Here is a 26,611-nt window from a genome sequence, read left to right on the forward strand (position 1 = left end):
TCGCAACTAATGCGTTATTATTTTTCAAAACAACCTAAATCAGGAGCAGAACCTTTGAATGCAAATCCTAAATTGACTCCTGCATTTATAAACTTGCTTGATGGAGCCAACTTTAAAAAATTATTATCAGGTAAACTTCCGTCAGCCTGTCTTGAAGCCATCAACAAAGATTCGTCAAGACTTAAAAAATCAGACGCTGAAACTGAAATACTAGCTAAATCAAAATAATTATTCTTCAACACACAACGAGATTTATCTATATCGGTCAATTCTGCTGTGATAGCTCCAAAACCCAAATTATTAGCCATTTCATGATTCCAACCTGGTCCATCAGTACCAAAATCAGTTGGATTTAAAGCCACGCAATTTAACATATTATAATTTCTTTTGTTTTTATAAGCCGTGTTATTATACCAATAATTCCCTTCTAAATGGTGATTCGCATAAAATCCGCTTTGTTTGTTTCTAACGGCCAGACAAAAACGAATGGTATTCTTAGGTATCGGCGCATATCTTTCCATAAGTTCATTATACGGATTTTTTCCAGCTCCATATCCGCCAGCTTTGAATCCGTTTCCATCACCTCTACCTATAAAGTCCGGAGAATATCCATTGTAAAAAGCCCAACAATTTTCTATTAAAACAGGCTCGGCATTATTAATTAAATCGAAACCATCATCACTATTAAACCAGGCACGACAACCTCTAAAAACATTATTTACACTTCCTTTTTGCAAATGACATCCAAACCCATCTGTATTCCCTCCTTTTCCACCTTCAGAAACCGAATCCCAACTATTATAAGCATCACAATTTAATATCAGATTATTGGAACCACTAATCATATAAACACCGATAGCCATATTATCGTGCATTTTTAATTGTTCCAATGTATTATTACTGCCACGAACTTCAAAACACTCCGATTGGGTATGTGTTTTTATGGTAACCTGAACGCCTGTTATTTCAATTCCTTTTATATAAATATTATTGGCATTCACAAAAAAAGCAACCACGCGACAGCCTGCGGGTTTTACATTTTTATAATCAAAAACAGGCGTTTCATTTTTATAAGCCAAATAAGAAATACCACTCTTATCTAAATTAGTAACATAAGCCCAAATGCCTTTCTTCAATGCAATTTGTTCTTCACGCATGCTATAAAGCCCGCCTCTTATATAAACCACATCACCAGAACTGGCTAATTCCTGTGCTCTTTTTATGGTCTCAACAGGTTTAGTTATCGTTCCATCATTAGTATCATTGCCTTGAGGAGCAACATAAAATTCTTTAGCCGACAAAAGAAAGCTATTCAAAAAAACAAGGACGAGTAAAATTCTATATTTCATACACCAACGAATTAATTAAATGATAATTATTTTTAAATTTTTCAGAAATTAATATTCATTAAAAAGGGAAGCCACTAAACTTCCCTTTTAATTTTTTAACTAATTGTATTTTTAAATTTCTATAAAAAGCAAAACCAATTGGTATTACTTCAATTTATAGATTTCTGATCCGGCTAACAAGAAACAACCCAATCCATAATCTTCAAAATCAGGGATTTTATCATAATTTAATGGTTGACCATCTTTTGGTTCTTTTCCTGTAGATTGCAAAAATCCTAAAAATCCGTCTTTATGCAAACTCTCTGTTGTCAATGCTTTCCAGGCTTTTTCAACAACCGGTAAATAAGTTTTCTTATCTAAGATTCCGCTATTGATTCCGTAGGTGATTCCATAAACAAATAAAGCTGTTCCGGAAGCTTCTTTTTCTCCAAAATTTGTTGGGTCATGCAAACTTACATTCCAGAATCCATCGGCTCTTTGAATAGGCACTAAGGCTTTTACCATCGCTTTTAAATCTTTTACATACTGCTCTCTATGAGGAGCATTTTCAGGAATAATAGTCAATACTTTTGCCAAAGCAGCAATTACCCAACCGTTTCCACGACTCCAGTAACAGTCTTCTCCATTTGGCTCTTTGTAAGGAGGATCAAAATCGGCATCACGCCACCATAATCCGTCTTTTGGATTAAACAATCCGTGGTCACCGTGATTATTTCTGGAGTACATGTACATATAATACATTTTCTCATAATAACGATTATCTTTTTCTAAAACACCCATTTTTGCAAATACAGGCATTCCCATTTGGATAGCGTCAATCCAAGACCAGTCATCATTTTGAGGCGTATTCAACAACATATTGACACATTGTCTTGTGTTTTTTAGCTTTTTAGCATCTGGCTCGATATTGTACAAATCAATATAAGTTTGTGCTGCACAATAATCATCGGCATTTCTGTTTGCATTCCCATTTCTAAATCCCCAACCATGAAATTCTGACCAAGAGTAAGCATAATCATAATAAGCTTGTTTTGGATAGATTTCGTGCAAAGCCATTAATCCTTCATAATAAACCCCACGAGTCCAAATGTTACTTGGACGCTCTTTATTGGTAACAATGGTTTTGCCTGTATCCGGCCATTTGTCCATAAAATATTTATTAGCCAATTCCATTTGAGCCAACACCTCTTTTTTATTAAAGGCTTGTTGCGCATTTACTACTGAATTCCCTAACAATAATGATGTAAAAATTAAAAGCAGTTTTTTCATTATATTCTCTTTATATTAACATTGATTGTTCATTTACATTCGACATTAAAATGCAATCGGGTAAAAATAGTTTTGCTAAAGCTATTTTCTATCCTGTTGCATCCTGCTAATTTAAAATTAATAATTAGTTTTTAAAGCCAATACAACATTACTTAAAACTTTAATTGAATTTTAGCCTGTAAAACATAACCATAAACTCCCCATTGGGGCAATTGCCTGATAAAATAGTACTTTTACAATTCCTAAACTAGCATGCTTTTTGTGGAACAAAAAACCTCGCAAAAAGAATCAAATTAAACAAAATGAAATTAAAAACAATAGCAGCATTCAGTTTAGCAATTGCAACATTATTTTCTTGCAACACAAAGAAAAACCTAAACAATCCAACTTCATCTGTAAACATTCCAACAGAAAATGAAGTTGGCGTAAAAATGCTGACCTCCGAAATCAAAGCGGTAAAAGCCCCTTTTAAAACTATCCAGTTTACAAAACCAACTTTCCCTTCGGAAAAAATTACATTGGCACTTTCTACAACAGAAATAAACACTTATACAATTCAAAAAGCCATTGACCAATTAAGTACCAAAGGAGGAGGGACTATTGTAGTACCCAATGGGAAATGGTTAACAGGAAGAATTCAACTGAAAGACAACATCAATTTTCATTTAGACAATGAAGCCCAGTTAGTTTTTAGCGGCGAAATAAAAGATTTCCTTCCTGTAGTTTTTACCCGTGTCGAAGGAATCGAAGTCATGTCACTAGGAGCCTGTATTTATGCCAATGGTGCTACTAATATTGCAATAACCGGAAACGGAAAATTGATAGGCCCTCAAAAAGGTTCTATTCGTGACAACATCTTAACAAAAGACGTGATTGACAATGTGATTAATCCTAACACCCCTGTAGCAGAACGAATTGTTGACGGAACGAAACAGGACTGGATTTTCCCTCCAATGTTTATTTCGCCTATCAATTGTAAAAAAGTGTATATCGAAGGAGTTTCTCTGGAAAATACCGCTTTTTGGAATATTGTCCCTATTTACTGTGACAATGTAATTATCCGCGGTGTTACTGTTAATTCAGTCGAAACAGCCCGCGGTGACGGAATTGACATTGAATCCAGCAAAAATGTATTGATTGAATATTGTAATTTAAGTACCGGCGACGATTGTTTTACGATGAAAGCTGGAAGAGGTGAAGACGGGATCAGAGTAAACAAATCTACTGAAAACGTAGTGGTTCGTTATTGCTTAGCCCTGGAAGGACATGGCGGGATTACCTGTGGAAGTGAAACAGCAGGAATGATTAAAAATCTATACGTTCACGATTGTGTCTTTAACAATTCCGGTGTTGGTATCCTCTTTAAAAGTCGAAGATCCCGTGGCGGTGGTGGAGAAAATCTTACTTATGAACGCATCCGAATGAATCTTAACTTAACAGCCATCAAATGGGATATGTTAGGTGCTTCAGGCAGTGTGGGAGATCTCGCCGATCGATTACCGGCAAGAACCATCAATAAATTGACCCCAAAATACCGCAATATTGCTATTAAAAATATTATTATAGAAAACTGCACCACTTTTGTAAAAGTTATAGGCATCCCTGAATCTCCGGTAAGCAATTTAACTATTGAAAATGCAACGGTAAACTGTTCCGATTTATTCCTTGTTCAGGACCTTAAAAACGCTGTTTTTAAAAACATTTCAATTACAGCAAAAAACAATATTTTATCCCTTTTAGATTCTAAAAACATCCTGTTCAATCAAATTGATTTTAAAACAACTAATCCTCCAAAACTGGATATAAAAGGCACTCTTTCGGATTCAATCATTATCCGTTCGAGCATCAATATGGAAGACACAAAATGGTTTTCGAACAAACATTAAACCAGTCATTCATAAAACAAAAAAACTTCCCAAAACTCTAGTCTAGGGAAGTTTTTTTATTGTAAAAAATTAAAAAAACTATTTAATTCGTTTCATTTTTTAAAGGAGTAATTGAAACCGGACCTAACAATCCCGAAGGCATCGGTTTCCACTTAGTAGCATCAAATTTATTATAATCTTTATCTACCATATTGATTTCATAGAAAATTTTCCATTCTTTTCCTTTCTTTTCCAAGTCTATAATTCTATTTGCAGAAAGATTGGTCACCTGAACTTTCAACTCGTTTTTCCCTTTTTTAAGTTGCCCTAAATTAATTGTAAATGGCACCGACCAGGCATTTCCAATATATTCACCATTCAACCAAATTTTAGCACTTTCTCTCACATCACCTAAATTCAATTTCCAATTATCAGCAGTCACTTTTGGTGCATCAAACTGCAAAGTGTACAAAGCTGTCCCTGAAAAAGCTTCCGTTTCAGGACTGATTTTAGTCCATGATTCTAAAGTGCTTACTTTGGCAGGAGCAGGCAAAGTTGGCCCTCCTTTTTCAAAAGTCAACTTCCAGTCTCCTTTTAGTACAATTGGTTCAGCCGCATCCTGATAATATTTCCAGAGCTTTTCTGAAGCTGTATTCTCCGTTTTAAGAATAAATGATTTTCCTGATTCTATGCGAAGTTTTACCAAAGTAGTTTGTCCCTCTTTCTTAACTATTGCATTTCCAACATTTCTAGTCAACGGATCTAAAACCAATACTTCTTTATTGGCTACAGCCAAAGGAACAAACCCTTCAATGGTTTTGGCAGTGTGATTTACCAGATAATAGATTTTCTCTCCATTTAAATCTCTTCTAATGAATTTCAAACCAGTTTTTACTAATGTTTCAGGCTGTTCATTTGCGTCAGCTAAAGCTTTAAACAAATCACTCACCGGACTCACAATAGCTTTATTTTCTGAAAGTAATGTTGCTAATTTTGTATTTTGAGCCTCATAATCTTTAAGTCCCGGAACCGATTTTGGCAAACCTTCAAAAATAATAGAAGCACCCGCTTTCTTTAAATCAATCAATTTCTCTAAAGTAGCCAAAGGCATTTTGTCACAATTTGGCACCACTAATGCTTTATAACTATTTCCAGGCAAAACTATCATTCCGTCTTTTACTGTGGCTTGAGCAATAAAGTTGTCCGAAACAAAATCAACTCCATAACCATTTGCCATCAATTTTTTAGTCGTATCATAAAACGGAGTTCCATGCAACCATTCTTTCAACGAATGAATCTTAAACTGGAAAAATAAATTTCCTTCTAAGCTTTTCCCCCAAGTATCGTAAACTGGATAATACAATAATGTTTCGTTATCTGGCTTCCCAGATTGTAACATCGATTGACAATTAGCAATATAATTGAACAATCCCGGAGCATCTTCCCAGATACTGTTATTGGCATTAAAATTCACCGAAGCATAGAATTGCCATCCCGGCCATTCCGCTTTTTTAGGCGAATAAGTAGAACCATGTAGAAAAATATGATTGACCCCGTTAAGTAACAAGTCCTCAGCTTCCGGTTTACATTGCGACAATGCCGTTTTAAAATGGTCTCTCAACCACGTAAAAGTTTCTGAAGAAGTCAATGGTTTTCCTGAAATATGTGCCGCCGAAGAAGAAAATTTTAACATCACAGGATCGGCATCACCATCTCTAATATCTTCTTTTTCACGTCTGAATCCCGGAATATCATAAGGCATAGAACCAAAAGTTTCGCACTCTGGAATATCAGCCGAAGCATATAAATCAATTAAATTCCCTGGTGAACCGTGCGCTTGTAATTTCGTTTTATAGTTTTTAGAATTCGCCCATTTCGTCCATGGCAAATCAAATTTATTCAACAACAAATCAGATATCGTTTCTCTATAATCGCTTTTTACTCTGTTTCCAACTTCAGAATCCTCTTTACTCAACAACTGAGGAAAGTATTTTTTTAAATCATAACCTCTTCGTTTTTCAAATTCCTGTAAAAACAATGGCGTAAAATCGGTTCCGTAAACTTCGTAGCTATCATTAAAAACAGCTCTCAACTTACCTTCAAATCCCACTAACGCTTTATCAAAAGGAACTACATAAGCATTAAGTGCTTCTTCTGAATAATGATCTAAAGTATAGCCTTTTCCGCCTGGCGCAGCACGCTTAACCTGCTGACCCGTTTTCCCGGCAAAAACAGCATAAAGTGTATAATCAGTTTTTTTGGCTTTCCAGTTTAATACATTCCCTTTTAACTGGCTTGTCAAATCCTGATAAGAACCATCGGCACCATAAGCAGAAACAGCCAGTAATTGTGCAGGTACTTTCTCCTTTGCCGGATCTACATTTATTTCTTTATTGAATTGTTCGTTTTTTTTAACCTCATATTTTTCCACTACCAATTTAGTTGCTGCATGAGGAAGCGTAACCTGAGGTCCTCCATAAGGCCAACCTGTCCCAAGAACCATATCGACCTGCAAGCCTAAACTATCGGCAATTTTCACCGTGTAGCCCAGCATTTCCATATACTTTGGCGACAAATAATCAATAAAATTATTCTCTTCTCCTTTTACTCCATAAATAGGTGTTATTTCGACTCCTCCAATTCCGACTTTTTGAAAATCGATTAAACTTGATTTCAAATTGGGTTTATCTACCGCATTTCCCATCCACCACCAGCGTGCCCATGGCTTGTTCACATTTTTGGTTTCAGGCCAGGCATTTGTTTGAGCCACACCATTTAAAGAAAATAGAATCCCGATAAAAAACGGAAGACAATTGTGTTTGATTTTCATTGATTTTATATTAAAATTATCTGGTTCGTAATCCATCCTCAAACAGATTAGACCAAGTTTATTTAAAATTGATCTGATTATATTCAGAATATAAAATTATTAAAGATGACTTTCTAACGCATCCTGTACCGTCCTGTTGATACTACACAGCAAAACTCTTCTTTAGAAGACTCCAATTCATCAACAATAATGACCCATATCAAAATTGAAACTCACAAAAAACCCGTCTCGTTTTGAAAAACAAGACGGGTTTTACACAGCTATTATAATTGATTAATTCAACTTAAAATTCACCTGCATTTTTTCCAGTTCCTGTAACAATTCGGTCGAAATCTTAATTTTTAACTTTCTGCTCACCATACTCAGCTTAGTTACAACCTTAATTTCTTCAACCTCGGTAACCTGAACAGCCTTGTTTTCCGGCACATCCGAAGCCTCTACATCTTCATTTTCATCTTCAAAAACAACCTCTTCATTATCCTCCATAACAGGAGCCATCTCCACGAGTTTTTTTATTTTCTCTATCTCCATCACTTCAAAAGTCACCTGATTTTCTCCTTTATTTTCATTAAAAAGATGACTCAACTTGTGTATAAATTCAGGATACAAATCTTTTATGTTCAGCAATACGATTAGTTTTTTGGCGAAAGCCTCTAACACGTCCTGCAACTGTTTTATCTCTACAAACTGTAATCTTGGATCACCCTTTTTCCCTGTATCCTGATTCATCCAGCCTTCTTTCACCGTTAATTTCATAAAAGTAAAATTGTTCTGTATCAGGAAATGGCGAAATTTTAAATACTCTTCTCCAAAAATTCGAAACTCATAACTCTCATCATAACCTTCCAGCGAAAACATCCCCCAGCCTTTACCATTCTTAGCCACACGATGCTGGACATTATTAATAATTCCGCCAAAAGTCAGCGTTTTCCCTACATAAGCCTCCAAGGTTTTAAGAGCTTCCAACTTAGCATTACAGAAATATTTCATTTCAAATCTAAAATCATCCAGTGGATGGCCAGAAATATAAATCCCTACAACTTCTTTCTCTTTGGCTAACTTTTCCATTGTACTCCAGTCCTCACAAGGCGGAACTACGGGCTCAGCAATTTGTACTTCGCTGGCTTCACCAAACAAACTAACCTGAGACGAATTTTCATTCTCCTGGAATTTCGAACCATAACGCATGGCTTTTTCATAAAAGGTAATTCCGTCACCTTCATCATGAAAATATTGCGCACGGGTAGTTCCTTCAAAAGCATCAAAACCACCTGCCAAAGCTAAATTCTCAATCGCCTTTTTATTGGCGGCACGTAAATCAATTCGCTTAGCCAAATCAAAAATGGATTTGTATTTTCCGTTTTTTCTGTTTTCCACAATGGTTTCAACCGCACCGGCTCCCACACCCTTGATGGCTCCCATTCCAAAACGAACCGCATAATCATCGTTTACGGTAAATTTATAATAAGATTCGTTCACACAAGGCCCTAAAACTTGCAATCCCATTCGCTTACATTCTTCCATAAAGAACGAAACCTGTTTGATATCGTTCATGTTATTCGAAAGTACCGCTGCCATATATTCTGCCGGATAATGCGCTTTCAAATAAGCCGTTTGGTACGCAATCCAAGCATAACAAGTGGAGTGCGATTTATTAAAAGCATAACTAGCAAAGGCTTCCCAGTCTTTCCAGATTTTTTCCAAAACCTTTGCGTCATGTCCTTTTGCCGAAGCTTGCTCGACAAATTTAGGTTTCATTTTATCCAGTACGTCCTTTTGTTTCTTACCCATCGCCTTACGCAAAACGTCGGCTTCACCTTTAGTAAAACCCGCTAAGGATTGGGACAAAAGCATCACCTGCTCTTGGTAAACCGTAATTCCGTAAGTTTCTCCAAGATATTCTTCACAGGCATCTAAATCATACACAATAGGCTCTTCCCCATTCTTTCTTCGAACGAAGGAAGGAATATACTCCAAAGGTCCCGGGCGATACAAGGCATTCATGGCAATCAAATCCCCAAAAACCGTCGGCTTCAAATCCTTCATGTATTTCTGCATTCCGGGTGACTCGTATTGGAAGATACCAACCGTTTCTCCTCTCTGGAACAGCTCGTATGTTTTGACATCGTCAATTGGAAAAGTATCGGGATCCAAATCGATTCCATTTCGATACTTCACCAGTTTTACGGTATCTTTTATCAAAGTCAGGGTCTTCAAGCCCAAGAAGTCCATTTTCAGCAATCCTGCACTTTCGGCAACCGAGTTATCAAACTGGGTTACATACAAATCCGAATCTTTGGCAGTGGTAACCGGAACGAAATTAGTAATATCCGAAGGCGTGATAATCACCCCACAGGCGTGAATACCTGTATTTCGCATCGACCCTTCCAGAATTTTTGCCTGCTGAATAGTTTCTCCTGCCAAATCATCTTCATTGGCAATGCCGATTAATTCTTTTACAAGTTCAAATTCATCAGCACCTTTTAATGCTTTTTTAACCTCATCTTCTGATTCAGAAAGGAAACGAGCCAGATTCCATTTTCCCGGCATCATCGCAGGAATCAACTTCGCTATTCTATCTGCTTCAAACAATGGTAAATCTAGTACACGAGCCGTATCACGAATAGCCGATTTAGTCGCCATTTTACCATAGGTAATAATTTGCGCCACCTGATTGGCTCCATATTTATTGATTACATAATCCATTACGCGACCACGACCTTCATCGTCAAAATCGATATCAATATCGGGCATGGACACACGATCAGGATTCAGGAAACGCTCAAAAAGCAAATCGTACTTAATTGGGTCGATATTAGTAATTCCCAAACAATATGCCACGGCAGAGCCCGCAGCCGATCCACGGCCTGGCCCCACCGAAACATCCATTTTTCGAGCTTCGGCAATGAAATCCTGTACAATCAGGAAATAACCCGGATAACCAGAGTTTGAAATCGTCAATAATTCAAAATCCAATCGTTCCTGAATGCTAGGCGTAATTTCTTCATAGCGCCTTTTAGCTCCCTCCATCGTTAAATGCCTTAAATAAGCATTTTCTCCACGAACACCATTATCTTTTTCATCTTCAGGATCAACAAATTCTTCAGGAATATCATATTTAGGAAGCAATACATCTCGATACAATGAGTAAATTTCGACCTTATCAACAATTTCCTGAATATTGATAATCGCATCAGGCAAATCGGCAAAGAGATTTTTCATTTCCTCTCCCGACTTATAATAATATTCCTGATTGGGCAATCCATATCTATACCCACGACCGCGACCTATAGGTGTTGCTTGCTTTTCACCATCTTTTACACACAATAAAATATCGTGTGCATTCGCATCTTGTTTATTTACATAGTAGGTATTATTGGTCGCAATTAATTTTACCTGATGCTTTTGCGCAAACTCAATCAGAGTTTTGTTCACCCTGTTTTCATCTTCCTGATTGTGACGCATCACTTCGAGATAGAAATCGTCTCCAAATTGCTCTTTCCACCAAATCAAGGCTTCTTCGGCTTGGTTTTCACCAATGTTCAGAATTTTACTCGGAATTTCACCGTATAAATTCCCCGACAAAACCATGATGTCTTCTTTGTATTTTTCTACAACGTTTCTATCAATTCTTGGCACATAATAAAAACCATCCACATAAGCTATAGATGCCATTTTAGCCAAATTATGATAGCCTTTTTTATTTTTTGCCAATAAAACAACTTGGTAGCCATTGTCTTTTTTGGACTTATCTTGATGATTTTCGCAAATATTAAATTCGCAACCTACAATAGGTTTGATTTCGGTTTCTGTAGGTTCTTCCCCACTTTCAACCAAAGCTTTATTCTTGGCGGAAACCCCTTTATTGTGATTCATCACTGCACTCACAAAATGGAAAGCTCCCATCATGTTTCCTGTATCGGTCATTGCAACAGCAGGAAAACCATTTTTAGCTGTAACAGCCACCAAAGGCGCTATCCCGATAGTCGACTGTAAGACCGAAAACTGTGTATGATTGTGTAAGTGAGCAAATTTAGCTTCGTCCAAACCTTGCTTATCCGCATCCGAAATAATGGTTTGCGTTGTGGTTTGATCTACTTTTTGAAGCTGCTTTCTAATTTCGTCAGAAGCTGCTTTTAAATTGATATGCTTTAAACCGATAAGCTGAATTTCCTGCGGATTCTTTGCCTGAAAATCCTGAAAGTAAGAAGCCGGAACATCGAGTTCTTCCTTAGTAAAAACTTCTCTTTTGATTAATTCCAGAAAACAACGCGTAGTTGCCTCAACATCGGCAGTTGCATTGTGTGCTTCAGCAAAAGGGACATTGAATAAATAACTATGTAATTCAGTTAGTGTAGGCAATTTAAATTTTCCTCCACGACCTCCCGGCAATTTCAATAAACTAGCGGTAACTTCGGTACAGGTATCCAAAACCGGCATGGAAGCCATTGGCGAATCAACCCCCATTCGATACAATTCGCAACCCATAATATTGACATCAAAACCCAGATTCTGACCTACAATAAATTTGGCTTTGCCTAAAGCGATATTAAATTTCTCCAAAACTTCGGCCAAAGGGATTCCTTCCGCCTCTGCTAACTCGGTCGAAATTCCATGAATACGTTCGGCATCATAGGGGATATTAAAACCTTCCGGTTTTACCAGATAATCCTGATGTTCGATAAGCTGTCCCATATCGTCATGCAGCTGCCAGGCAATTTGAATACAACGTGGCCAGTTAGCCGTATCGGTTATGGGCGCATCCCAACGCTTAGGTAATCCAGTAGTTTCGGTATCGAATATTAAGTACATAACTGTTTTTGAAGCATTTGCAATTTATAAAAATTACAAAAATTGAATTTCAAATTTAGTTTTTTTTTAAGCCAATGAAAAGCGAAGTTATCAACAAAAAAAGGTCTTGATAATTAATCAAGACCTTTCATACAAATTTAAAAAATAGGCTTATTTAAAATTCCATCCTAGTGTAACACCAAATGCTAAAGGGCGAATCTTTGCATCCATATCTGTACTATACAATCCATTAGCTTTTCTATCTGTAACAGATGTTGGATTGTAACCTATGTAAGATTTATCAGTATCCTGGTCAAGAATAGAACCGTAGCCACTTTCAAGAAACATTGCTGCATATAATGCATTTTTTGCTCCGATATCAAATGTAAAACCTAACTCAAACATACTCATCACTATTCCCTTCGTTTCGTATTCGCCGGTAGCTGAATAATTAGCATGACCTCCAAAACCGTATTCTGGTAAATTATCAATACTCAAATTAACATCCGGATAATAGGCCGTACCATTTACATAAGATGCCGTTGCGTCAATCTTATATTTTACAGGCAAAAAGTATTTAGCTCCTGCTCTAAAATTAAAATCAACTCCTTTATGGATATTTGTTTTATACTGAACGAAAAGTGGAATTTGTATCGCATGAAGTGTTTGTTTTTCACTATAACCACTTGTCGTTACATTATAAACAAATGCAGAACCTGAAGGATCAACCTCAAAATTAGTTAAAGTTCCTATTGGATTATTCAAAGAAACATCCTGCTTATATTGAGAAAATTCTATGCCTGTTCCAATTCCAAAATGATTAGTTAGCGAATAAATATAACCCGCTTTTAATGTTCCTGCATGTTCAATTTGATATCCTGGCGATGTCACTTTAATATCATTTCGGATTTGTCCAATTCCTGATTGCACACCTACATAAAACTGAGCAGCAACCCCTTGAGATATTAGAAAGGCTGAAGCCCCTATTATGCTTTTAATATTAAATTTCATATTTATATTTTTTGTATCAGAATAATCCATCCTCATTTACATCAAATGAGGATTTCATACTCTCGATAGTTTTTAATTTTTAACTAAAAGGTTTTTGGTGAAATATTTACCATTTGCCAAGGTCATTTTTACAATATAAATACCTTCAACCATTGGAGCTTTTAAAATCACCTTGTTTTCACTAATAGTTTTATTATCTAACAACAATCCTCCTACACTGTATACTTCAACACGTGCATTTTGTAATCTTAATGAAGACACATTAGTAACAAGTTCATAACTTGTATTCGGTTTTGCCGGATTAGGAACAATCTTTATATATTCTTCCTCTACTATTGGAGACAAAACTATTGGACAAGTTGTAACTACCATTCCATCCAATCTTGTTGCTTTAGCATAATAAGTACCATTTAAAGCTCCATTCTCTTTAAAATACTGAGCAGTTTGACCTGGAACTAAAACCCCGTTTTTATACCAAGTGTAGGATGTAAAAGTCTTAGAACTATTATCAAAGAAGATAATATCTTCAAACTGCTTTCTGATTAAATTAGGTTGACTATTTACAACCACCAAGTTAACTACTGGAACTGCATTATAATTATTATTACCCAATTGTGAAGCTGTAATAATTGCTGAACCATAATTCTGTAAAGCCAATACTCCATTTGAAATCGTTGCAATATTAGTATTAGAAGAAGTATAACTTACAGGCAAACCACTACTAGAAGTAGCTGTCAATACCGCAGTTGTCACTCCATCACAACCTAACTCTAAAATTTGATTCCAAGTAATAGTCTGATTGGCTTTAGTAATAGTAAAATCTTTACCAACATAACTAATCGTATAATTAGCACCTGCACTCAAACTTCCTTGACCAATTGCATAAGCACCTACATTCTCTCCAGTCGCTCTTGTCAATGCTCCTGTAAATGAATCTCCACTTACTAAACTTGGAGAAACTGCATATGTAAAGATTGGATCAACAGTACCATACACCTTCGTTTGTGAAGCAGTAGCTGTTACCGTAATTGGCTTGGCTGTAATAGCAAAGTCTTTACTAACATAAGCAATAGTATAGTTAGCACCTGCACTCAAACTTCCTTGTGTAATAGTATAAGTTCCGATATTCTCTCCCGAAACTCTTGTTAAAGCTCCTGTAAAGGCATCGCTTCCTAATAAACTTGGTGAAACTGAATAAGTATATACCGGATTAGCTGAACCATAAACTTTTGCTTGAGAAGCAGTAACTGTAACTGTAATTGGCTTGGCTGTAATAGCAAAGTCTTTACTAACATAACTAATTGTATAATTAGAACCAGCACTCAATGTTCCCTGAGTAATTGCATAAGTCCCTACATTCTCTCCTGCAGCTCTTGTTAAAGCTCCTGTAAAGGTATCACTTCCTACTAAACCTGGAGAAACTGAATAAGTATATACTGGATTAACAGTACCATACACCTTTGTCTGAGAAGCAGTAGCCGTAACTGTAATTGGCTTGGCTGTGATAGTAAAATCTTTACTGATATAACTAATAGTATAATTAGACCCCGCACTCAAACTTCCTTGATTAATAGCGTAAGTTCCAATATTCTCTCCCGAAACTCTTGTTAAAGCTCCTGTAAAAGTATCACTTCCTACTAAAGCTGGTGAAACTGAATAAGCAAAAACCGGATCGGTTGTACCATAAACTTTCGTTTGAGAAGCAGTAGCAGTGACTGTAATTGGCTTGGCTGTGATAGCAAAATCTTTGCTAACATAACTAATGGTATAATTAGATCCCGCACTCAAACTTCCTTGATTAATAGCATAAGTCCCAATATTCTCTCCCGAAACTCTTGTTAAAGCTCCTGTAAAAGTATCGCTACCTACTAAAGCTGGTGAAACTGAATAAGCAAAAACGGGATCAGTTGTACCATAAACTTTCGTCTGAGAAACAGTAGCAGTAACTGTAATTGGCTTGGCTGTGATAGCAAAATCTTTACTAACATAGCTAATCGTATAATTAGAACCTGCACTCAAACTTCCTTGATTAATAGCATAAGTTCCAATATTCTCTCCAGTCACTCTTGATAAAGCTCCTGTAAACACATCACTTCCTACTAAACTTGGAGAAACTGTATAAGCAAAAACAGGATCAACAGTACCATAAACTTTCGTCTGAGAAGCAGTAACCGTAACTGTAATCGGTTTAGCTGTAACAGCAAAATCTTTACTAACATAACTGATAGTATAATTAGAACCTGCACTCAAACTGCCTTGTGTAATAGCATAAGTTCCGATATTCTCTCCCGAAACTCTTGTCAAAGCTCCTGTAAATGAATCTCCTCCTACTAAACTTGGCGAAACTGTATAAGCAAAAACAGGATCTACTGTACCGTAAACTTTTGTCTGAGAAGAAGAAGCCGTAACCGTAATTGGCTTGGCCGTGATAGCAAAGTCTTTGCTAACATAGCTAATAGTATAATTAGAACCGGCACTCAAACTTCCTTGTCCAATTGCATAAGTCCCAATATTCTCTCCTACAGCTCTTGTTAAAGCTCCTGTAAATGAATCTCCACTTACTAAACTTGGCGAAACTGTATAAGCGAAAACAGGATCTACTGTGCCATAAACTTTTGCCTGAGAAGCAGTAGCAGTGACTGTAATTGGCTTGGCTGTAATAGCAAAATCAGCACTAACAAAAGTCATTAAATATTTAGACCCTGCTGAAAGAGTACCTGCATTTATAGCATAATTACCTATATTTTCACCTGTGGCTCTTTCCAAAGCTCCAGTAAACGTATCTCCAGACAACAAACTTGGTGTCACTGTATATGTAAAAACAGGATCGCTATCTCCATATACTTTGGTTTGAGATACTGTTGCTGTAACAGTAATTGGTATTTGATTTAATTTTAATACAAAATTATATGCAGCAGTACAACTATTTGCATCAGTAACAGTAATCGTAAAATTACTATCTGCAATCTGAGTAGAAGTTCCTGATAACACACCATTTGATGCTAAAGAAATTCCTGAAGGTAAACTTCCTGCAGTAACTGCATAAGTTTTTGTTCCTGTACCACCTGTAGCAGAAATTGTTTGATTGTAAGTTTGATTATAATCATAACCTGGCAAAGTTGTAGTTGTAAAACTCAATGCCGATGGCTCCGTTATTGTATAGTTACGAGTTGCCGTACATCCGTTGGCGTCGGTTATAGTTACAGTATAGCTTCCTGCTGCAAGACCGGTAGCTGTAGCTGCAGTTCCTCCAGAAGGTGACCATGAATAAGTATAGCCCGGAGTTCCGCCTGAAGGAGAAACCGATGCTGAACCATTGGCTCCACCGTTACAAGACACATTGGTTTGAGAACCTGAGGCTGTACTGATTGCCGATGGTTGCGTTATTGTATAATTACGAGTTGCCGTACATCCATTGGCATCTGTTACCGTTACAGTATAGCTTCCTGCAGCAAGACCGGTAGCCGTAGCTGCAGTTCCTCCAGATGGTGACCATGAATAAGTATAGCCCGGAGTTCCACCAGAAGGAGAAACCGATGCTGAACCGTTTGTTCCGCCGTTACAAGACACATTGGTTTGAGAACCTGAGGCTGTACTGATTGCCGATGGTTGCGTTATTGTATAATTACGAGTTGCCGTACATCCATTGGCATCGGTTATAGTTACAGTATAGCTTCCTGCAGCAAGACCGGTAGCCGTAGCTGCAGTTCCTCCAGATGGTGACCATGAATAAGTATAGCCCGGAGTTCCACCAGAAGGAGAAACCGATGCTGAACCGTTTGTTCCGCCGTTACAAGACACATTGGTTTGAGAACCTGAGGCTGTACTGATTGCCGATGGTTGCGTTATTGTATAATTACGAGTTGCCGTACATCCATTGGCATCGGTTATAGTTACAGTATAGCTTCCTGCTGCAAGACCGGTAGCTGTAGCTGCAGTTCCTCCAGATGGTGACCATGAATAAGTATAACCCGGAGTTCCGCCAGAAGGGGAAACTGATGCTGAACCGTTTGTTCCGCCATTACAAGACACATTGGTTTGAGAACCTGAGGCTGTATTGATTGCTGATGGTTGTGTTATTGTATAGTTGCGAGTTGCTGTACAACCATTTGCATCGGTTACAGTTACAGTATAGCTTCCTGCTGCAAGACCGGTAGCTGTAGCTGCCGTTCCCCCAGATGGTGACCATGAATAAGTATAGCCCGGAGTTCCGCCAGAAGGGGAAACTGATGCCGAACCATTAGTTCCACCGTTACAAGACACATTGGTTTGAGAACCTGAGGCTGTACTGATTGCCGATGGCTGGGTAATAGTATAGTTACGAGTTGCCGTACATCCGTTTGCATCAGTTATTGTTACCGTATAGCTTCCTGCGGCAAGACCTGTAGCCGTAGCAGCAGTTCCACCAGATGGTGACCATGAATAAGTATAGCCCGGAGTTCCGCCAGAAGGAGAAACCGACGCAGAACCGTTTGTTCCACCGTTGCAAGATACGTTGGTTTGGGAACCTGAAGAAGTATTGATTGCCGATGGCTGTGTAAGAGTATAGTTGCGAGTTGCAGTACATCCGTTAGCGTCGGTTACCGTTACTGTATAGCTTCCTGCGGCAAGACCTGTAGCCGTAGCAGCAGTTCCACCAGATGGTGACCATGAGTAGGTATAGCCTGGAGTTCCGCCTGAAGGAGAAACCGATGCAGAACCATTAGTTCCGCCATTACAAGATACGTTGGTTTGGGAACCTGAAGAAGTATTGATTGCCGATGGCTGTGTAAGAGTATAGTTGCGAGTTGCAGTACAACCATTAGCGTCGGTTACCGTTACTGTATAGCTTCCTGCAGCAAGACCTGTAGCCGTAGCAGCAGTTCCGCCAGATGGTGACCAAGAGTAGGTATAGCCTGGAGTTCCGCCTGAAGGAGAAACCGATGCAGAACCATTAGTTCCGCCATTACAAGACACATTGGTTTGGGAACCTGAAGAAGTATTGATTGCCGATGGCTGTGTAAGAGTATAATTGCGAGTTGCAGTACAACCATTCGCATCTGTTACCGTTACAGTGTAACTTCCTGCGGCAAGACCTGTAGCTGTAGCTGCTGTTCCGCCAGATGGTGACCATGAATAGGTATAACCCGGAGTTCCGCCAGAAGGAGAAACCGATACTGAACCGTTTGTTCCACCGTTACAAGACACATTGGTTTGAGAACCTGAGGCTGTATTTATTACCGTTGGCTGAGTAAGCGTAAAGTTTTTTGTAATTTGTGTTGATTCGCTATCAGTTATAGTACATGTATAGGATCCCGCTGCTAAACCTGTAGCCGTAGCTCCCGTTCCTCCCGAAGGTGACCAAGAATAACTATAGGATGTAACACCACCCGAAGCAGTAACCGAAGCAGTACCATTAGTACCTCCATTACAAGACACATTGGTTTGACTAGCAGTTGCTGATAATGCAGCATTGGTTGTAAAAGTCAAATCCGATCCATAACTTGTACCTGATGTATTAGTTGCATAAGCTCTAAAGTGAACAAGCGTTCCTGCAGGCAAGGAGGAAATAGTCGCACTAAAACTTCCAGTACCTGTTCCATTACTGACTTTAGTATTGGAGGTTGTAGGATTTGCAGTTGTTGCCCATACAATACCTCTTTCTGTTACAGTTGCTCCACCATCAGCGGTAACATTTCCTCCCAATGTAGCTTTCACAGCACCCACACCTGTTGCTGCTGTTGTAGTGACTGTTGGAGCTGTTCCAGCCGTTTCAAATAAACGAAAATTATCTATAGCAATCTCTTGTGTAGAACCAGCATTTACAGAACAATTAAATCTAATATCCAATAAGGTTCCGGTTCCAGAAATATTTGCGGCTAATTCTTTAAAAGTATAGCTTAAAGCAGTTCCATCACCTATTAAATCACCATCTGTATCAACACTAAAAACATTCGAAGATGTTGTAGTATTTGCATAAATTCCAATAATTTTAGTCCAAGCTCCCCCATCAATTCGATATTCAATTGCCATGAAATCTTGATCTGGCGCAAAAGAGGTGCCTTGATAAGAACCATTAAAATCATTATCTGCAAAAAGACCTTTAAATGATAATCCTGTTTTTCCTGAAATATTGATATTAGACCAAGTTACTTGTTGATTTGAGCTAATAGAAGCGTTCACACATGTTGCCCCTCGGTCAATATCTTCAGCTGCAAAAAATTTAGTACCTTCAAACCCACTATAAGTCCCACTTTGTAATGCAATTCCACTTAGTGCAGTTCTGAAAAAATAAGAAGTTGCAGGTGGACCACCACAAGAAAATTCAGTAATAGAAGGCGTTCGTGTGCCTGTACTGGGAGCACCTGTGTCCTCAAAGGTATCGCTCCAAAATTGCGTTTGCGCATTTGCTCCTATACAAAAGAGGCAAAGCAACATTGCAAAAGTTAAAGTAAAGTTTTTCTTCATAATAGAAATAGATTTAAATTAGGGCATTATTTTAAATATTAATTAGCCAGTATTGATTTTAATTCTGCAAATTGTTTCGCTGTCAGAATACCAATGTCGGTACTAAGGATTTCAACGGCAATTTGTTTACTGTCTACACAAGCTATATTTACAGTATCTGTAAAAGACACAATTGTTCCTGATTGATTGTTATGAGACTCTTCCAATAGAGAAGCTACAATTATTTTAACTTGTTCTCCTTGTAATGTGGTGTCCGCCCCATTATTCCATGGATTACAGGCGTTAATCAATGAGATTATTTCACTTGCCGTCATTCGTTTCCAATTAATATAAGTATCTGATAATTCAGGTTTTTCATAGTAACAGGACAAGCTTTCCTCTTGAGGCTGGCTTGGAATCTGACTTGCAAATTGTAACATATTAGCCATATTTAAAGTTACTTGTGCCATCCGCTCACTTAATTTAACGGTTAGTTTTCCATAAGTATCTCCTTTTTCAATAGTCACGGGATCATTAAAAATAATATTCCCTTCATCAAATTTCGAATTCATAAAATGAGCACAAATGGCAGTTTCTGTTTCCTGATTTTTCAATACTTCAAAAATTGGCATCGATCCTCTATATTGAGGCAAAGGCCCCGGATGAAAATTGATGAATTTATCCTGTCCATAAGACAAAACTGCTTCGGGAAGCAGAAAGGGAAATGAGATACAAAATACATAATCAGGTTGGACAATGTCAATCCAAGACCTCATTTCGGAGATACTTTTTTTATTTGGAAAAGATTTAAAACCTATGTTGCTGTCTTCAGATTCTCTTTCTAATGCATCTGTAATTGTATCATTGCCTTTACCAATTCCAATTGCGCATATAAATTTTTCATATGCCAATAATTGCAATGCAGGAAAGGCGAATTTTCCGCCACACAACACCATTATTTTTTTTTGTGTTCCCATTAAATACATGTATAACTGTTATGCCAAGCTGATGTTGAATTATTCAGTTCTTGAGTGGATAGCTTTTTAAAATGTTCAAATACATCATTTGCCATACTTTCTATCTGTATTTCACACTTTCCTTCATTAGTAGCAATTATAGTTGCGTTGTACAAAGGAGAAATAGAAGTATTTGTTTTAGAGTCAAAATAAATCATACCTCTTGGACTTTCAAAGCTAAACGACTGCAAATCGCTCGCTATTTGAGGTATGCTATTTTTATGTTCATCAATTAATTCTATCACTTTTAAAACTATTGAAGCACTTTCCCAACTTAACAATGAGAACAGATTAGCTATTCTGCCTGCAGCTTTCATCGTTTCAATAAATATTTTATTTTCCTCCGACTCTAGTTTTTTTGACCATGCCGCAATTCCTTTTATATTGTCGCCTGGATATTCTGCATCAGACAGCATCATTTCCTCAAAACCAAATGGAGGCAAATAAATAGGGAGATTTTGTCCCTTAAATGAGTTTTTAATGCCCTCAAAATACCACTGTACAAAATCTCCACTGAATAAGCTTAATAAGGCACTGTTTGGGAATTTTTCTAAGTGATCCACCAAAGGTACTATTGTAAAGTCTTCTGTTTTATATCCAGTCGCATGATTAAAAGAAATGGTTCCTCCAGCCTCTTCGAATCCTTTTGAAATACTATAAGTGTGTAAATAACCTCCATCATAATAACCCGTTACCATACCTGCAGATGTGTAACCATCATCTGTGGCCTTTTTCGCTGCAAGTGAAGCCCCCAAGGAATTATGAAGCGAATGATAGAAAATATTTGGACAGCTAGGCCATTCGTTAGGCAAATTAGCTCCGGCATCTAAAACAATCAGTATTTTATTAGCTGCGAGAAAAAGTGGTCGAAGCAATTGTGCCATACGATGTCCTATGTATGCAATTACTACGGAAACATTTTCTTCTAGTATGAGTTTTTCGGCACTGCGATAACATTGTTGCTTATCAGCTCCAAAACCTATGTTTTCTGTAACTATTCTAATGTCACTTCTTCCTAAATGTTTTAATCCGGAACGAAGTCCTTCATATAAATCAAAACCAATAGTTTGATAATATGTTGATCTTGCTAATAAAATTCCTATTGTTTGCATTATTTTTTAAATAATAAAAAAGGAAACTTTCATATTGAAAATTTCCTTTTTATAATTTCAATTAGTTTCTGCTTGGAAATATTCCCTCAGTAGCAATGGAATAATTAATTACCAAATACGGATTTAATATATCTACCGGAATGCCTGATCCAGCAATATCAGTTGTGCCTGAAATTTGAATCCCTCCAGTATAAGCTCCAGGAGTTGCTCCATTACCAGAATAAACCGGGGCTGAAGAAGTCGCTAAAAAATTACCTTCAGCAGCTGATTCATCAGCATTTGCAGTAGAAGCTTGTAATTTTGCAGATACAGTATTTAGGGTATGAATGTGAGCAGGCATATTTGATGTTAATATACTTACACTAGTTGCTCCACCATTTTCTCCTATAACATAACTAGGAAGCCCAGGCCCTTGCCCTTGTCCAATTGGTGTACGACCCTGTAAATCTGGCAAAGCAAATGTTGATTGCCCATTTCCTCCATAATAGGTACCTAATAAAGAGAATAAGGCAGTATTTGAAGCAATTGATAAAATTTGGCCGCTGCAAGTTTGATAGCCTCTAGGCGCAAAATTGAATCCTAAAATTTTAATTTCCCCAACGAAAGGTTCTGTAGACATAGTTTTTAATTTTTTTACTTTTTTTCCTACTAATAAACAGTAAATATATAAAACAATGTAATATATTGCCTATATTTTAAAAATATTTTTTTAACATCTTCAAAACTTATTAAACACTTAATAATCAATTAATCATTTTTTAATAATAGACATGCCGACTAGGAAAAACACCTTAGAAACAACAAGAGTATTGGAATTTTTAGAAAAAATTGGAATTAAAATCATTGAAAAAGAATTAGAATCAACCACTTTTTTACCTGGTCTTAGCTTAGGTTCTAATTGTATCTATGTAGATTTTAACAAATTAAAACATCCGGGCGATTTACTACATGAAGCCGGACATTTGGCTGTTACAGATAAAGAAAGCAGAAAAATGATTGACATTAACATCAATAATGCAGAATGGCCTACACAAGGTGAAGAAATAGCAGCAATCCTATGGTCTTATGCTGCTCTCACTCACCTAAATCTCAATCCTTCATTCGTATTTCACCCAAACGGTTATAAAGGAAATTCGGAATGGTTTATTTCAAATTTCACAAATGCAAACTATATCGGCTTACCATTTTTAGAATGGGCCGGATTAGCCTTAGGAGACAAAAGAGCTCATTTAGAAGGAAAGGAAGCTTTTCCGGTTATGCAAAAATGGATAAGAGATTAAATTATGGATAAATTAGTACGATCAATAAAATTTCCATTTCTTTTTGACAAAGAAAAATTAGTAATTGATACCAATAAAGTAATAAAAAGAAAATGGATCGACCATTATAATTCCAACGACTATTCTGGAAAATGGACATCTATAGCATTGATGTCAAAAGGAGGAAAATCTAGTAACATTAGCGCTTTTTCAAGTAGTGCAGAAGAATTCATACCCACTGATATTTTAGATTTTTGCGACTATTTCAAAGAAATCCTTAATGGTTTTTTATTTGAAAAAACCGCTGTCAGGTTATTAAATCTTGGCGCAGGAGCAGAAGTTAAACCCCATACCGATCATAGTTTGGGCTATGAAGACGGTATGTTTCGATTGCATATTCCAATAATTACAAATTCAAACGTTGAGTTTATATTAGATGGTAAAAGATTAATCATGAACGAAGGAGAATGCTGGTATTTAAATGCCAACTTTATACATTCTGTAAAAAATGGCGGCAACAACGACCGTATCCACCTTGTCATTGATGGAATTAGAAATGAATGGACTGACAATCTCTTTTTTAAAGAAGCCTCAGTTGAAGAATTCACAAAAACACCCCCTGCTATTGATGAAAATCAAAAGAAACTCATAATAGCTGAATTAGAAAAAATTAATTTACCAGTAGCTAAAGAATTAATTGATAATTTAAAAAAATGATTCACTCATAAGAACAAGCACTTTAAAAAATATTTGGTTGTTTCTCAATTGTGGTATTTTCCAAAACCAATATATCCAAAGCTGCTTCTTTAAACAAATAGATAGCCTGCAATAGTGTTTTTTAAGTATTTTTGCTGCTTTTATTTAATTCATAGTATATGAAAAAACTTTCAATTATAATACCTTGCTACAATGAGGAAAAAACTATAGTTCAAATATTATCAAAAATCAATGATGTCAATTTATTAGAAAATACCACTAAAGAAATTTTAATTATTAATGATTGCTCAACAGATTATTCTGAAGAATTAATTAAAAATTATGTTGAAGAACACCCGGAACTTTCCATAAAATATTTTAAAAACGATGTCAACCAAGGAAAAGGAACTTCTATTCATATTGGAATCAACAACGCAACAGGGGATTTTATCATTATTCAAGATGCTGATTTAGAATACGACCCTAACGAATACAATATTTTATTAAAACCTATATTGGATGGATTTGCCGATGTTGTATATGGTTCCAGATTCATGGGAAGCAAACCACATCGAATTTTATTTTTCTGGCACACCATTGGAAACAAGTTTCTGACATTTTTATCAAATATGATGACTAATTTAAATTTGACAGACATGGAAACTTGCTACAAAATGTTTACTTCTTCAATTATTAAAAATATTTCTTTAAAAGAGAAAAGATTTGGTTTTGAACCAGAAGTTACAGCAAAAATTGTCAGGTTTCCTAATGTAAGAATATATGAGGTTGGGATTTCGTATTATGGCAGAACTTATGCAGACGGAAAAAAAATAGGATGGAAAGACGGTTTTCATGCTATTTATTGCATTATTAAATATGGCCTTTTTAAAATGAGTTAATTAAAAATATAAAGATAAATTGATTATAGAATTATTATGTCTAAGAAGAAAATAAAAGTTTCAAATGCGACTCAAATAGAGGATTTAAACCAAAAAAGTATTACACAAAAAATGGTTTGGTTTTTAGCGATCGTTTCATTTTTATTGTATGCCAATACTTTGAACCACGGATTTGTTTTAGACGATATAGCTGTAATTGAACAAAACAACTTTGTTAAAAAAGGTCTTGCAGGAATTCCGGAACTATTTTCTACTCTTTATTGGCAAGGATATTGGGATTCTAATGCCGGATTATACAGACCAATGTCATTAGTATTTTTTGCCATCGAATGGCAATTGTCTCCAAACAATCCTTTTATACATCATTTCTTTAATATTTTATACTACGTCTTAAGTATTGTTTTATTATTTAAAGTCTTGCATCATTATTTAAAAGACTATTCCATTTGGATTACTTTTTTTATAGTATTACTATTTGCTGTTCATCCTATTCACACAGAAGTTGTCGCAAACATCAAGAGCCGGGATGAAATTTTCTGTTTCCTCTTTTTTATTCTAAGTATCTATTTTCTTTTAATCAAAGAGAAGAAATTTTTTCAATTTCTTGGAGTAGCCTCTTTTCTATGTTGCTTGTTATCCAAAGAAGCTGGAATTTTATTTTTACCAATCTTTTTATTTTTGGTTTGGTTAAAATTCAGAAAAGAAAAAAATGTTTTTCTTTTCAAAATAATTCCAATTATTTCTGTTAGTGCACTGTGGCTTATTTTGCATCGTTATATTATTTTAACTTCACCTTTTAAAAGAATTCAATATACTTACTTAGATAATTCCTTATTTGGCTGCAATGATTTAACCTCTAAAATTGCAACCGGATTTACCATATTTGCCAGATATATTGTAAAATCTATCTACCCTTACAATTTGAGTTATGATTATTCTTTCAATCAAATCCCTTGTGTACCGGTAAGTTCTTTTTCGTTTGTTACAAGTTTACTACTTATTGGAATGCTTTTAGGGTTGGCCTATTTTTTCAGAAATAAAAATAGTTTAATCAGTTTTGGCATAGTATTTTTTTTAATTACAATTTTTCTAGCCGCTAATATTGTTGTTCTTATTGGAACAACAATGGGAGACAGATTATTATACACTCCAGTTTTAGGAATTATCATTGCATTGGTTTTTCTACTATTTCATCTTTTAAAAAACACGGAATTAAAAACTTTTTTTCATCCGTCCGTTTATTTTTTATCCTTTGTCGTTTTACTATTTTCATTCAAAACATTCAATAGAAATAAAGTTTGGAAATCAAATACCACTTTGTTTACCGAGGATTTATCGAATGCCCCTAATAGTGCACGAGTGCATTTTAATTATGCAACAGTATTTTTCAACCAATTATCATCAGATATTGAACTTCAAAAACAACAATTACCTTTCATAATTGATTCTTACAAGAAGGCTTTGACAATTGACCCCAATGACAAAGGATCTTTAACCAATTTAGGAGTTTGCTATTATAAAATGAAGGATTACAATACATCAATATATTACACAAAACGCGCTTTAGCATTAGCCAAAACTGATTATTCTTTACAATCTAATTTAGCCGATGCTTATTTTAGAGATAATAATTTTGATGAGGCTATTGCAAATTATAGAGAATTGGTTCAAAACAACTATACACAAGACAATACTTATAATTATTACGGAGCAGCTTTATTCAATAAAAAAGAGTATCCAAAAGCAATAGCAATTTTTCAAGAAGGAATTAAGCAAAATTCTAATTCGGTTGAATTATGGATGAATTATGGAAATACTTTAGCCGCATCAGGAAATTTTAAAGAAGCAATAACTGCATTTGAAAAGGCTTACAAGTTGAATCCAAATGAGAAGAATTCATTAAAGTTTTTAACTATGATCTACCAAGAACTAGGAAATACAGAAAAAGCAAATTATTATTACTCAGAGTTTATTAAAAAATAAAAAGAAGCCATCCCTAATTAATACGACTCCTTTTTGTTGATAAACAACTTCATTTAAATTTTTAATGAAACAATAATATTCAGTAAAATCAATCAAGAACTGTTC

Annotated in this window: 14 protein-coding genes; 5 read left to right on the forward strand and 9 right to left on the reverse strand. The window is 36.1% G+C overall.

Annotated features, from left to right (window positions below):
- Positions 1–17: 17 nt before the first annotated feature.
- Both EOD40_RS00235 and EOD40_RS00240 read right to left on the reverse strand, forming a co-directional pair.
- Positions 18–1,349, reverse strand: coding sequence for a right-handed parallel beta-helix repeat-containing protein (locus EOD40_RS00235; protein ID WP_128192896.1), 1,332 nt, complete (start codon positions 1,347–1,349; stop codon positions 18–20).
- A 144-nt stretch (positions 1,350–1,493) separates the two neighbouring features.
- A complete protein-coding gene (locus tag EOD40_RS00240) occupies positions 1,494–2,618 on the reverse strand; it encodes a glycoside hydrolase family 88/105 protein (RefSeq protein ID WP_128192897.1) in 1,125 nt (374 codons plus the stop codon).
- Between the two features lie 302 nt (positions 2,619–2,920).
- Here EOD40_RS00240 and EOD40_RS00245 point away from each other — a divergent pair, with 302 nt between their 5' ends.
- The gene (locus EOD40_RS00245) at positions 2,921–4,504 is read left to right on the forward strand and encodes a glycoside hydrolase family 28 protein (RefSeq protein WP_128192898.1); all 1,584 of its coding nucleotides are present in this window, start codon (positions 2,921–2,923) and stop codon (positions 4,502–4,504) included.
- Between the two features lie 82 nt (positions 4,505–4,586).
- Here EOD40_RS00245 and EOD40_RS00250 read toward each other — a convergent pair whose 3' ends face one another.
- The 7 genes from EOD40_RS00250 to EOD40_RS00280 form a co-directional block, all read right to left on the reverse strand.
- Positions 4,587–7,313, reverse strand: coding sequence for a glycosyl hydrolase (locus EOD40_RS00250; protein WP_128193391.1), 2,727 nt, complete (start codon positions 7,311–7,313; stop codon positions 4,587–4,589).
- 273 nt (positions 7,314–7,586) lie between these two features.
- Positions 7,587–12,125: a DNA polymerase III subunit alpha gene (gene dnaE / locus EOD40_RS00255; protein WP_128192899.1), complete on the reverse strand. Its 4,539-nt coding sequence runs from the start codon at positions 12,123–12,125 to the stop codon at positions 7,587–7,589.
- A gap of 150 nt (positions 12,126–12,275) precedes the next feature.
- A complete protein-coding gene (locus tag EOD40_RS00260; RefSeq protein ID WP_164905421.1) occupies positions 12,276–13,115 on the reverse strand; it encodes an outer membrane beta-barrel protein in 840 nt (279 codons plus the stop codon).
- 72 nt (positions 13,116–13,187) lie between these two features.
- On the reverse strand, positions 13,188–19,562 hold the full coding sequence (locus EOD40_RS00265; RefSeq protein WP_128192901.1) for an MBG domain-containing protein: 6,375 nt from the start codon (positions 19,560–19,562) through the stop codon (positions 13,188–13,190).
- Between the two features lie 38 nt (positions 19,563–19,600).
- Positions 19,601–20,518, reverse strand: a complete 918-nt coding sequence (locus EOD40_RS00270; protein WP_231129546.1) for a methionyl-tRNA formyltransferase — start codon at positions 20,516–20,518, stop codon at positions 19,601–19,603.
- Complete coding sequence (locus tag EOD40_RS00275; protein WP_128192902.1) at positions 20,518–21,669, reverse strand: ABC transporter substrate-binding protein; 1,152 nt, start codon at positions 21,667–21,669, stop codon at positions 20,518–20,520. The genes EOD40_RS00270 and EOD40_RS00275 overlap by 1 nt, the downstream gene beginning before the upstream one ends.
- Before the next feature lie 61 nt (positions 21,670–21,730).
- Positions 21,731–22,288 carry a phage tail protein gene (locus EOD40_RS00280; RefSeq protein ID WP_128192903.1) on the reverse strand — a complete coding sequence of 186 codons (558 nt, stop codon included), beginning with the start codon at positions 22,286–22,288 and terminating at the stop codon, positions 21,731–21,733.
- 151 nt (positions 22,289–22,439) lie between these two features.
- Between EOD40_RS00280 and EOD40_RS00285 the strand changes: the two genes are divergently transcribed.
- The 4 genes from EOD40_RS00285 to EOD40_RS00300 all read left to right on the forward strand — a co-directional run bounded on the left by EOD40_RS00285 (position 22,440) and on the right by EOD40_RS00300 (position 26,506).
- Entirely contained in the window at positions 22,440–22,949 is a 510-nt protein-coding gene (locus tag EOD40_RS00285; RefSeq protein ID WP_128192904.1) for a hypothetical protein, read from the forward strand.
- A gap of 3 nt (positions 22,950–22,952) precedes the next feature.
- Positions 22,953–23,645 (forward strand): aspartyl/asparaginyl beta-hydroxylase domain-containing protein, encoded by a 693-nt coding sequence (locus EOD40_RS00290; protein ID WP_128192905.1) that lies wholly within the window; start codon positions 22,953–22,955, stop codon positions 23,643–23,645.
- Positions 23,646–23,803: 158 nt separating this feature from the next.
- Positions 23,804–24,523, forward strand: coding sequence for a glycosyltransferase family 2 protein (locus EOD40_RS00295; RefSeq protein ID WP_128192906.1), 720 nt, complete (start codon positions 23,804–23,806; stop codon positions 24,521–24,523).
- Positions 24,524–24,559: 36 nt separating this feature from the next.
- On the forward strand, positions 24,560–26,506 hold the full coding sequence (locus EOD40_RS00300; RefSeq protein ID WP_128192907.1) for a tetratricopeptide repeat protein: 1,947 nt from the start codon (positions 24,560–24,562) through the stop codon (positions 26,504–26,506).
- The last annotated feature ends 105 nt before the right edge of the window (positions 26,507–26,611 follow it).

Source organism: Flavobacterium sufflavum (genome assembly GCF_004016525.1).
GTDB classification, from domain to species: domain Bacteria; phylum Bacteroidota; class Bacteroidia; order Flavobacteriales; family Flavobacteriaceae; genus Flavobacterium; species Flavobacterium sufflavum.